The sequence below is a fragment of the uncultured Sunxiuqinia sp. genome, from assembly GCF_963974515.1.
GTDB lineage: Bacteria > Bacteroidota > Bacteroidia > Bacteroidales > Prolixibacteraceae > Sunxiuqinia.
Genome location: NZ_CAXBDD010000018.1, coordinates 38,496 through 50,598, shown reverse-complemented (window position 1 = coordinate 50,598; position 12,103 = coordinate 38,496). Strand labels below are relative to the sequence as shown.

At 36.9% G+C, this 12,103-nt stretch carries 11 protein-coding genes and 1 tRNA gene; 9 read left to right on the top strand and 3 right to left on the bottom strand.

Annotated features, from left to right (window positions below; genetic code table 11):
- Positions 1-63 precede the first annotated feature (63 nt).
- A tRNA-Arg gene (locus tag AAC033_RS06805) sits at positions 64-140 on the top strand.
- Positions 141-1,648: 1,508 nt separating this feature from the next.
- Here AAC033_RS06805 and AAC033_RS06800 read toward each other — a convergent pair.
- The 3 genes from AAC033_RS06800 to AAC033_RS06790 form a co-directional block, all read right to left on the bottom strand.
- Positions 1,649-1,903, bottom strand: a complete 255-nt coding sequence (locus AAC033_RS06800; RefSeq protein WP_339736599.1) for a hypothetical protein — start codon at positions 1,901-1,903, stop codon at positions 1,649-1,651.
- Positions 1,904-1,987: 84 nt separating this feature from the next.
- Complete coding sequence (locus AAC033_RS06795; protein WP_339736598.1) at positions 1,988-2,749, bottom strand: hypothetical protein; 762 nt, start codon at positions 2,747-2,749, stop codon at positions 1,988-1,990.
- A 395-nt stretch (positions 2,750-3,144) separates the two neighbouring features.
- Positions 3,145-3,741 (bottom strand): hypothetical protein, encoded by a 597-nt coding sequence (locus AAC033_RS06790; RefSeq protein ID WP_339736597.1) that lies wholly within the window; start codon positions 3,739-3,741, stop codon positions 3,145-3,147.
- A 146-nt stretch (positions 3,742-3,887) separates the two neighbouring features.
- Between AAC033_RS06790 and AAC033_RS06785 the strand changes: the two genes are divergently transcribed.
- From AAC033_RS06785 to AAC033_RS06750, 8 genes are all read left to right on the top strand, one after another.
- Entirely contained in the window at positions 3,888-4,148 is a 261-nt protein-coding gene (locus AAC033_RS06785) for a hypothetical protein (protein ID WP_339736596.1), read from the top strand.
- A gap of 17 nt (positions 4,149-4,165) precedes the next feature.
- On the top strand, positions 4,166-4,381 hold the full coding sequence (locus AAC033_RS06780) for a hypothetical protein (protein ID WP_339736595.1): 216 nt from the start codon (positions 4,166-4,168) through the stop codon (positions 4,379-4,381).
- Between the two features lie 153 nt (positions 4,382-4,534).
- On the top strand, positions 4,535-4,810 hold the full coding sequence (locus tag AAC033_RS06775) for a hypothetical protein (protein ID WP_339736594.1): 276 nt from the start codon (positions 4,535-4,537) through the stop codon (positions 4,808-4,810).
- Between the two features lie 7 nt (positions 4,811-4,817).
- A complete protein-coding gene (locus tag AAC033_RS06770; protein WP_339736593.1) occupies positions 4,818-6,110 on the top strand; it encodes a winged helix-turn-helix domain-containing protein in 1,293 nt (430 codons plus the stop codon).
- Positions 6,111-6,120: 10 nt separating this feature from the next.
- Positions 6,121-6,606, top strand: coding sequence for a hypothetical protein (locus tag AAC033_RS06765; protein ID WP_339736592.1), 486 nt, complete (start codon positions 6,121-6,123; stop codon positions 6,604-6,606).
- Complete coding sequence (locus AAC033_RS06760) at positions 6,606-6,890, top strand: hypothetical protein (protein ID WP_339736591.1); 285 nt, start codon at positions 6,606-6,608, stop codon at positions 6,888-6,890. Before AAC033_RS06765 ends, AAC033_RS06760 begins: the two co-directional genes overlap by 1 nt.
- Before the next feature lie 10 nt (positions 6,891-6,900).
- The gene (locus AAC033_RS06755; RefSeq protein ID WP_339736590.1) at positions 6,901-8,070 is read left to right on the top strand and encodes a glycosyltransferase; all 1,170 of its coding nucleotides are present in this window, start codon (positions 6,901-6,903) and stop codon (positions 8,068-8,070) included.
- Positions 8,071-8,429: 359 nt separating this feature from the next.
- The gene (locus tag AAC033_RS06750; RefSeq protein WP_339736589.1) at positions 8,430-12,017 is read left to right on the top strand and encodes a DUF1249 domain-containing protein; all 3,588 of its coding nucleotides are present in this window, start codon (positions 8,430-8,432) and stop codon (positions 12,015-12,017) included.
- Positions 12,018-12,103 lie beyond the last annotated feature (86 nt).

Sequence of the window (12,103 nt, the reverse complement as noted above, 5' to 3'; positions counted from 1 at the left end):
GTGAGGGCTCGTACTCCGATAGCTATCGGAGTGAATAGAGCACTTACAAAAAAAGATTAGTGAGGGCTCGTAGCTCAGCTGGATAGAGCACCTCCCTTCTAAGGAGGCGGTCAAAGGTTCGAATCCTTTCGGGCTCACCAAAGGGGACAAATTAGCAAAATCTGCTTTTTGTCCCTTTTTATTTTCGTTCAAACTCATTGATAAACAACGAGCTAACTCCATTACAGAATTTATTTTTGAGGTTTGAACTTTGTCCTTTTGACGGTTATATACTATTCCGTCTGGAAACAGCACATTCTGTATTTTTTGTTTTCGTGTATAATCGCTAGAAGCCCATATACTGTTGAGATTACCGAATAATTCGAGTGATTCATTTATGTAAAAATCAAGGTTTGAACTATTTATTCCACCTTTATTCAATTCGTTCTCAATTTCTTCTTTTTCGGCAACGAACTTCTTATTGAATTTTTGAAAGAGATCATCGTTAATTTCTCCAATCACATATCTCTCCTGAACCTTTTCTATTTTTTCTTCAATTGCTTTTAGGCTGTATTTTAGGGTTGCTTCCTGATCCTTTTTGGATTGATTATAGTATTCAAAAGTGTACTTCATTTGCGTTTTTACAGGGGCAATCATTTTTTCAGTTATTTCATATTTGCTTAATAACTGTTCAAATTGTTGATGAATAGCTTTTGTACTTCTATTGCAAGAACAACCAATTGTTTTGCACTTGTAGTAATACAATCCCTTCTTTTTGACAAGAAAACCCGTTAGCGGACTTCCACAGCCTTCACATTTTGCAAATCCTTTTAACGGTAAGTTGTCGTTCACTTTGTTCTGCTTGTAGCCATGACTGTTTTTAGCCTGTATTCCATTTACTTTAAGAAAGAGTTCTTTAGAAACAATTGCCTTATGCACTCCTTGAATAATCTCTCCGTCAAGTAAACTGTGTGAAATCAACCCACAATAAACTGGGTTTCTAAATAACCTGGTTAGATGCTGTTTGTAGATTTTGACTCCGTGAGTTTTTAATCGCTTAACAATGTCAACATTGGAAATACCTTCATTTGCTTTCCAAAGAAAAGCATTCCGAATTATTTTTGCTTTATCACCGGGTACTATTATGGGAATGTTTTGTTCATTTCGAGTGTTTTCATATCCCAAAGGTGCAACCCCCATCCAATAGCCACTTAAAAGACGTTGTCTCATTCCGGTAATCGTCTTTTCCCTTCTTTGGTCATTATCATATTTGCTAAACAGCAAATTTATATTTTGAAAAAATGTTCCAGTTGATGATTCAGTATCTACCGGTTGGGTTACCGATAATACATTAATACCTTTTCGATTTAATTGCTCAACTGTTGAAATGGCACTGGCACCAGCTCTTGAAAAACGGTCAATACTGTAAACAATAATGTTCGATATTTTCTTTCTCCTAACATCAGTGAGCATTTCTTGAAAAGCCTTCCGGTCATCCGTTTTTGCACTGGCAACCGTACCACCATAATAACCACAAATATCAAAATTTCGATTTATGGCATATTCTGTACAATATTTCCGTTGGCTTTCAAGACTTGTATTATCTTGCTGCTTAGCGTCAGACACCCTTGTGTAAATAACAGCCTTATTGTTATTGGCTATCTTTTGTTCATTTCGCTTTGCGAAGCTCTGAAACTGATTGAGGTTGCTCATAATTACTTACTATGTTATAAGTGATTAATGATAATTCCTTTAGAGTTGTAATGACATTTAAAGCTTGTTCATCGGATAAGTGATCCAATCCTTCAAATTGCCGTAGCTCATCAATAGTAATTACCCTTAATTCATCTTTTCCTGTTTGTGCATTGGTAATTTCATTACCATTTTTTTCTTGTTCGTTCCTACAATGTTCAATTGAAAGCATTTTAGCCTGATTCTATACTCCCACGAATTTTTCAGTAAGGAATATGAATGTGCGTTTATGTCTGCCTGAATGTTAATCATAGCGTTATAGTTTTCTTTTTACGGTTCGGTGAATACATACCACTTTACCGTCCTCCTGTTTTAATTCAATATTTTGGTAATCTCCCTCATTAAGAATATCAACGATTCTTTTTTCTGAGTTGATTTTTTCAACTCCTTCCAATCTGTCAATCTCCCCATTTCTTCTAACAATTTTAACGGTCTGGAAATTATTCATTTTTATAAAAGCCAATAACTCTAACTCTTCCTTTGATAGTCTGAATATCTCGGTAAACGTCCATTTGGATTGGTCAATTTTGGAGATCAGTTTTTGAAAAAGAGTTTCTAAGCTAAATACAATATGGCCGGATAAATTCTCTGTTTGAAGAATGGCTACATAGTTATCAAGCCCTACAATATTTGAGTTTCCCTCTTTATCTATCAAGATGAAAAATGGCCGTTTGTATAAAATGGAGCAGATTAAGTGAAATTCAAGATAAGGGTATCTCGAATCAACACCATCAATTGAAACCAATAATTGCGTTTTAACTTTTTTAATCTTCTCCTTTTCTAAGCCTATATCCCGAAGCTCTTCTATGATGCTTACCCAAACAGCTTCAACCATCGAAAATTTATGCCTAGTCTGTGATGCTGATCTGTCATCATCCAATAAGCCGTCCTTAATCCAAAGGTTCATTACTCTAGCCCCAGTATCGGTATATTGATTGGTTAAAACCTTCTCGTTAATCGTACTACTGATTGTTTGGTTTATTTCGCTTGTGAAAAAGTCTTCTATGGCTTGATTCATCTACCAAAATTGTTGTTAGAATTAATACTGACACAAATTTAGTAAACTTTCTTTATAGTAACTAGAATAAATTAATAAACTTACTATGTAGTAAGTTAGGTAAAGATAGCGTAGATATCCTGTTTACTGTAAATAGAGGCTTTCAGTCTTATTTTGGCTGGGAAAGAAATAAGAAGGATTCAATTTGAAGTCTAATACAAATTGATAGAGAACATCATAAGGAACACTTTGTTCTCCCTTTGCTATCTTACTAAAGAAGGACTTGTCATAGTTGTACTTGGTGCATAATTCCTTCTGGTCAAGAATTATCTTATCTGCGATAAGTTGTCTTGCTGCCCTTACAAACTGGCGACTTATGATATTTTTTTCAGTAAATGAAGAAGCATCCATTGTTTTTATCTGTTTCTGAATACGCTTAAAAGTTCGTCTTTAACGGCATGTAGCTCTTCATTCGATTTTTGCAATCGAGCTTCAACCACGCTTTTCTCAGCCTTTAGAACTGCTACTTGCTCTTTGAAATCAGAAGCGGCTTTTTTTATTTTGTCCGTTTCCTGAACCAATGTTGTGATTTTGTTATGCAATTCTGGTGGAGCTTCATTAATAATCTGATGAGCAATTTGCTCGTAAAGTACATTCCCTTCTATGTTACCCTGTCCAACATTAAACACTTTGTTGTTGTCCCCATTGGTAGCTATTCCCGAAGATCTATTGGCTTCCACCTGTTCAAATAAAGACTTAGCATCATAAAAGAAGTATTCACTATTTAAGCCATAAGTAGTGATGGTTGCTTCAAGCTGCTGCATGGTAACAGAACGCCCTTCACTTTTCATTTTTGAAATGATACTTCTGTCAATTCCGATGGAAATACATATTTCCGAATGACTTTTAGCCCGACCTGTTTCTACCAATATGTCAGCAGCTTTCAAATACCGCCTATCTACTGCGTTTAACTCTCTTTTCGAACTGTTTTTCTTCTTGTTTTTCTCTGCCATAGCAAAATTTCTTTAAAAATTTCATCTATTAAATTCCAAATTGTCATCATTATTTATTAATATTGCTGACGATTTGTTGTTATTGATGACAAATATACTAAAAAGATTTAGAACTGATATGAAACTGATACAAAACTTTTATAGAAATGTTTGACAAGAAAGAAATTGAATTGATTAGAAATCAACTGCCTCCAAGGTACAGAGAGCTGATTAGTAAGAAAACAGAGCTGTCTATACCTACCATAGCAAGGTTTTTTGGTTCTGTTCCAATTCGTCAGCATAATGCGGAGACAATTTATGATGCAGCATTAGAAATCATCCAAGAACATCAGGAAAAGATGGAGGAACGCAAGCTAAAGATCCGAAAACTGATGACAAAAGAACAACAGCAGTCCTTGAATATTTAATTCTAACAAATTCTTACATGAGTGTTTTTGCTATTGAACATGATGATGAATATGCCCTATTGGTTGAGAGGCTAGAAAGTAGCGTGAACAAAAATGCGAAAAAGCTAAAGGGCAAGGAAAAGACGATTGAAAAGAACTTGGATCAAGTGGAGCTGGCTCTACATGAGCTATTTGGGAATAAACAGTTTGACAAAACCAGCTTTCTAAAATTAAAGCTGCAGAACAAATCATAAAGCACAATTGAGCATGGCGAAAAATACAAGTAAATGGTTACGAAGATCCAAAAAGAAATTTTCTACCTCTCATGATGCCTGGGTGGATATTGAGGCTACTACCAACTACACAAAGCAAGGCGTAAAGGCTATTCATACCAAATATTTCTGGCGATGGAAGGTAACACGGTTAAATGCAACCAAATGGTGATACCAAAAACGTTGCACTGGAAATACTCATGCAATCAAGAAAAAATATGGATTGGTGAGCTATCTGATAGCTCCAATGTACGATTTGAGCTGCATGAATTAGACAATGACAAGTATTTAATGAAATCCAATTTAGACGGGATAAGGAAACTGGTTATCCGGGATTTTGATAATGCCAAAATGATGGCTCAGGAACATTTTAACACATATGCCCTTGGCTTAATTAAGCACGAAAACTAGAAGAAATATGATTGTAATAAATTATTCAACCGCTTTTAAGGCTCTTAACGGCTATATCCAATGCTACAATAAGGAAGTAGAGCGAAACCAAACGGTTAAGCCTAGTATGATACTCACAGCCCAGGAGTTGATTAAAATCTACGGGGTATCTCTAGCAAAAGCCAATAGCATTCAGACAATAGACAAGTCCAATCTCCCTTCTTTAAAAACCAATAATTGTCAATTGGCAAAAAGAACCCAAGCGAGTACCCGAACCATCCAAAGGCACATTAAAAGATTGTTGGAGGCAGGGATTATTACAGAGAAAATATTTCATGGTTCAAACGCCAGTTTTGAACTGTTTATAAACGAAAAAATCCTGTTAGCAACATGTAGATTAAGTGTTAATGAAGCTAAAATGGCCTTAGAATTGAAATTAAATCCAATTCTGCAAAGCACTAACAAACAAGAGGTTGAAAATACAAGTAGGACATTTTGTCCTCATACAGATACTAGAAACAATAGTTACAAAACTAATAATGTAATAAAGGATGTAGATAACTTGTCCATTGGGAGCATTTTACAATCTGCAGGCTACGATATTGGAAACTCTTCAAAAAGGAGTTCTGCAAAAAAGCAGAACGACTTAAATGTTTCAACTGGCAACGTTTCAACAGGATACACAGGAGGGAAAGTCCAAGAAAAAAATCAAGATACAGGAGGGAAAGTGCAAGAAAAGCGAGCCGAGGCCGACAAAAAATCGGACTTGAAAGCCCGAAAACAGGCTGAGACTCGTTGCACTTCCCTTAATTTTTACGTGAAGATGCTCTGGACATTGGCTCAAAATGTTCTGTATCGAGGGGTTTACCTCACAGACAGACAAGTTGAGATTGCCCAAAAATTGCTTTACAGATGGTATGAACCGGTCAGTACTGCCAACCTGGCTAATGTTCACCAACACTATGTTGAGCGTATAGATTTAGTGAGGAAATACATTGAAAAAGATCCTCAAAAACGGTTTGTACAACTCCCCAATAGATATTTTGACCCCTACAACTCCAATGGCTTTACGGGTACTAAAAAATGGCACAAAATCCACCAGCAACGACAGCGAGAAGTACAGGTGAAACTTATTGTACATGCTCAAATTAAGCGTTTTCTGAATAATGAAATGAAGGTAGCTTCTAAACGAAAACCACCCTTAGAACTGTACCGAGATTGCGAACAGAGGATAGGAAAATTGGGAGATCCGGTATTACTCGAACAATTTCATTCAGCGGTACTCAATCCAACAGTCAATCGGACACTTTATGCAAATTAACAACTCAAATATGATAAGAAAACAACGAACAAAACTTGGCTTACGAGCCAAGATAAAGGAATACATGGATGATGTAAGCATTGATGTCTTTGGTCATGAAAAGAAAGTGACGGATAACATCAAAAGGTATTTATTCACCCTTTCTAATGAAAACAACTTGTCGGAAGCCGGAATAAATATCCGAATCGCCTACCCTAACCAAGTCTTAGAAACCCTAATCTATCATTTCGATCGAAAAATCAGACCTGCTACATTCAGGGAACTGGTTGAATTTTTCATGGGTCAGGCATCAGTTGATTTTTTTGACTTAGAAAGAAAGGTCCAGCAAAATATTTGGAACTACATCTCTCAGTATTCCAGCAAAAGCAACATTCCGATTAACCTCTTAAATGTTCGTGTTTCTAAGCCTTCTGATTCCATAGCGATAATGATGTGCAGGCACACTGAAAGCTTGGAGAACATCCCTTTAAAAGAACTAATAAAATATTTTAAATAATGAATGAAGTACCCAAAGGAGGATGGAAACTTATTAGAGATTCCTTTTCAAAATTAATAGTCTGGTTTAAAGATGGCAATGTCCGCACCTTTTACTCAATCGACTGGAAACATCGCTATTCTAAACAAAGAGACCAGAACATAGGGCTTGCGAGGTTGCGAAAAAAGTTATCCGAATGGGGCAACAAAGCTGATACTGCAGAAATATACGACAAGACTTCCGGCAGCCGTATCGCTAAGTTTTTTGAAGGAACGGAAGTACAACCTAATGATGACGAACAATAAAATTGAAAGCATGAGAAATGTAAAAGAACTTTATCACGTATTGAATGGCAAATATGAATTTGAAGAAAAGTACCCTTTCTATCAGGAAGATGATGGAAAAGTACATGTGCTTTACGTAGCTCCCTGTATCAATGGAACTGGATTTTACCGTATGATCCTGCCCATGTTGGAACTCAATAAAACAGGGACACATGTAGCTATTGTTTCTACGATTCACAAATGGAGTTTCTCCAAACAGTTTGACGACTACGACAACCCCCTCGATAAGCGATTAATTGAATGGGCTGATTATGTTGTACTTCCTGCGATATTTTCCGATGTAAGCTATGTATTAAAATCATTGCTCGAAATTAATCCTGACTTGCAATTTGTAATGGACATGGATTGTAATTATCATGCTTATCCCAAGGAACACCCGAATTACAAGAAATTCACCAAGCAACATGGAGCGATATTACTTAGCAATATTGCTCAGATGGATATTCTCACAGGAGCTTCGGAAAGTTTGTTACAAGCTTATGACAGTAGAATTGAGAAGAAACATCCAACTTCCAACGTTGTTTTGGAATATCAACCCAATCTTATTTCCAACTTCGGGTTCCAGGAATTAGAGGCGATTAAGCAAAACGACAGTGGTAAACTCAGAATAGGAATTGTGGGTAACTACGGAAGCTATTATGATACGCTATCCATGAAAGAAGCACTATTCCAGATAAAGGAAAAATACAAAGATAAGGTTCAATTCATCTTTTTTGGTTGGAACGGTAAGCATTCAAAAAATGAAGAACCATTTAAAGATTTCGACTTTGTTTTTGAAAAATCGGTTAGCTTTTTGGATTACTATTCTAAATTGAATGACCTGGTTATTGATATTGCTTTACTTCCCTCTACCAGTATTGATTTTAACACAAAAGGAAAGTCCTTTATAAAGTATTTAGAGCTATCGGCATTTGCAATTCCGGTTGTAGCATCAAATGCAACTCCATACCGTGAAGTTATTGATGATGAAGATACAGGTATGCTGGCTTCCACTACTGAAGAATGGACAAGTAAAGTAGAATCGCTCATTGAAGATGCTGAGTATCGACATACACTTGGTAAAGCTGCCCTTAAAAACACTTGGCGTAATTACAGCTACACGGCACGAAGCATTAAAATACTGACTGATATTTTCATATAATCATCATGTACTTTGAATATAAAACCGTTTCCAAAATTGATTAAGAAAAAATGTACCGCTTCACCTTACTTTAATTACCCATAGGGTAAATTGCAAATGGTATTAAATCAGGTATTTGATGTAAAGCCGTATAAATTCAATAGACCACCTTCGTACCGAGGTACAATTTTGAACCAAGGAATATTACGCTATTCAAGATACTTTTACCACACGTTTTGAAAAGAAAAAGCCATCTCTTATAAAGGGATCGACTTAAAAAAAGCCACTTCCTTATATAGGGAATCACGTTTTTTTCTTTAAAAAAGGTACTGCCTTTAAAGAGGTATGTTTTTTAATCATAAAAAAAGCAACCTCTTTATATGAAGGTAGATATTTCTTACAACGATGAATTAAACGGTTTAGAACTTCACTTTTCCGAAAAGCCATCCCCTAGTATTATTGCAGAGGTTAAAACAAAAATGGGCTTTCGTTATAGCCGAGCGAAAAACTTATGGTGGGCAAAAAAAACAAAACAAAGGGTTGAGTTTGCAGAAAAACTGAAAGAAACGTTGTCCGGTGAACAAATTCCTGAGAACGTTTCAATTGAAATTCAACCTTCTCATGCCCCTTCCGAAGAAAACATCAAGCATAGAAAATTCTCTTACGTTACACTTTGGTTCTTAGATGAGAATGGAAAAAGTGAAAATGAGAAATATGTGCTGTTTGAACCCTCCAAGAATTTAGCGATTGATATTGCTACTCAATTTGGTAAAAACACACATGGCGAACGCTTTGACAGAGTTGATGTTTACCCCCGTAATTATGTTCGTGAAGCAAGAAAACTACTCGCTGCAGGAAAAATAATTAAAGGAACAGGATCTTCCCATAAATCGGCAGAAACTGAAACGGTATGGGTGGTTTATTCAAGTACAGGTAAAATTGACAGCCTTCAAATTTCTGAACAAAAAGCAAACGAGTACATCCAAAGGCGACCTGAATTTAGTCGGGATAAAATGAGCATTAGGCAAATGCCGACTAAAGAAGCCTACCAACTTTGGGATAAGCAAGTAACTGAAACAGATAGCAATCCTCTAACCAAAAAGGACAAACTCAAAATACTTACTGAATTCGGGAAGTTTCACGAAAAAAGAAAAGCTGAATTTCCAGAGGTTGTCATTGAAGAACACGAAATACCTATTCAATTCAAAAGCTGGTTACGTGCTAATCATCCTGAATTAGCGGAACAAAACAACAGTATTTGGGAGGAATATGAAGCTGTTCAAGGTATTTTAAATCCAGATTCTGAACAACCACAAATTCCTGAAAGCGATTATCGTTTGTTTTTTACTCGATTTAGTGCTTACGCCAAAGCAGAAGTTGGACAAATTACTGGTTCGGCTTTATTAGAAGCGTTCCGTAAATGGCTGGAAGAAAATTATGCGAATATTTCCGATGCAGACAAAGAAGGAATCACCGCCTATTACGCTGACTACATTGAAAAAATCAAAGAAGGCAGCAAGAAAATTGATGACCTATCTAAAGGGAAAAAACTTCAACCGTACAGTTCCATATTCAACAAGCTCAATAAGATCATTCCTGATTTAGAAGAAAACCTAAAGAAAGGTTTCATGGCCGGTAAATCAACATTTGGTGAAAAATCCGCTTTAATGGATTTAAACCTGGACGTTCTATCCGAAGATGAAAAGGGACGATTTGTGATTGCTCTATCACATTATTATAGACAGAATGGTGATTCCGTTGCTGATCCTGACATGGAAATCCGCATTGACTTTAAAATGGAAACTGCAGAGGCTCTTACCTTTCAAAATGCCCTTGGTTTTCAGCAAGTGTACCATGAGAAAGACGGCAAGAGATTGGTAGATACCCGTCAGAAAAAGGAGCAAAACAAGTTCCTTTCCGGGTGGTTAACCAACTTAATCAATACCAAGCATAAAATTGTTTGGAATGAAATTGATACTCCCGAAACAGCTAATAAACTCACAAATGACGTTGGTGTTTACACCGAAGAAACAGCAGGAGCTAATTTTGAAACCATTGCAATTCCAATACCTCAAAGTGCCAAGTATTCCGCTAGTATCTATTTGGTTAAAGATGAAGATGGCCAATACCGATTTGGGTTAAGCAATAGAAAAGAATTTGGCGATGCTAGTGGGGGTAGCTTTCTTCCCAACAATACGGATAAAACCTATAAAACAAGAGACTACGCTTTGGCGGTCGCTTTGGGCGATTTGCTTATTCGCATTACCGCTTTGATTCAAAGAACGGACTCCATTCTTAACAATGAAGAAAAGAAGAACAAGCAATTAATGGCAGCTTTTGAAGCCATTAAAAGTTATGCCATTCAGCAGGACATTGAACCCATTTTTCAAGAAGAAAGTCAAGAAACCGTAACGGAAGAAAAAGCAAACACACATTACCGAATCGGACAAGGCTGGACCAACTTAGATGAGGAAACCATCGCCACTTTCCAAAAACTCATTGATAAGCATCCAGAAAAACTTAACCTCAAAACGGAAGATGATGAGAAAGGCAAAGTCGTTTCTGCAAGTATCAGTTCAGATAAAGACCGCATTGGCTTTCAAGTGTATGATGATAAAACCATGCTTATTAGTAGCCTAACTCCATTTGCTGATACAGTAACCTATGGAGGCAGTACGATCCCGAAAACGAAATTAAAGAAGGCCATCCAGCACATGGTTAAACATCCTGAACACTTGGGAGAACAGCAAGTCGTTGAAAATGCCCAAATCATAAAAGATTTGGATGCAGCACTTTGGCAGGAATCGGATAATGAATATCCGGTGAATCAAGTGGTGATTAAAGGTATAGCCTATAATCAAAGTAGATTGAGAGAATTACTGCTTGTAAAATTAAATGGGCTACCACTAAATGTTCAATTGGATTTGATTCAGAGTTTATCTCAATTATTCAAAGAACGAAGACCTTTTTCCGGCATCGGAAAGCCTTCTGATACCCTAAGTAAATCGGAAGTAAAGAAAGAAAAAGAGAACATTCGATCCTATGTTGATGACATCATTATCGACAATGATTTATGGCAGTTAAAAATTACAGATGGCGAAGCCAGTTCGGTGGATGGTGTAATGGCTTGGCTCATAGCTCAATTATTTGAATCGGCTGACAAACTGGTGGACAAACCAACTAAATCAAAGGAAATGGCAACGACTACCAAAAAAGAAAACAGTTACGAACTCAATGTAATGATTGAGGATTTTATCGTAGAAAAAGACCATGAAGATCACCTTTACACCGAAGAGGATAAAAACTACATTTCCGGGTACACAGGAGGCGGAGGATTAATCAAGCAGGGAGCAACAGGGAAAGGCATATTATACGAATATTTCACTCCGGATGCCATTGTACAAAAGATGTGGGGACTGGCCATAAAGTACGGCTATACCAATGGAGATGTACTAGAACCTGCTTGTGGTATAGGCAATTTCATCAAATACGCTCCACCATCAGCAAAGGTTGTTGGGTATGAAATCAACCCCTATTCCAATCGAATCGCTGAAATTCTTTATCCCCAAGCCACCATCTACCAACAGCCATTTGAAACACTCTTTTTTGCAGGGAATGTGCATTTAAAAGGTGATTATTCAGGGGATAAATTCGATTTGGTCATAGGCAATCCTCCTTATGGAGAATTTTCCGGCAAATGGGCAGGAATGGGAGAAAAGAAATGGACGGGAGCTACCGAGTACGACCAGTATTTCATTACTAGAGGCTTGGACTTGCTCCATGAAAACGGGTTGTTGATTTTCATTGTCCCCAGCTCATTTTTATCCAACGAATCGAAATACAACAAACTCAAAGAGAAAATAGCTGCAAAAGCGGATTTGATTGATGCTTACAGAATGCCTCAACGAGTATTTAAAACAACGGACATCGGAACTGACATTGTGGTATTTAAACGGAAATCAGCATGAACAGACCACTAACACCAAGGGAAAGATACCGATCCTGTAAGCGATGTGCTGATTTTAGACCGTCAACCAGGCAATGCAAAATATGC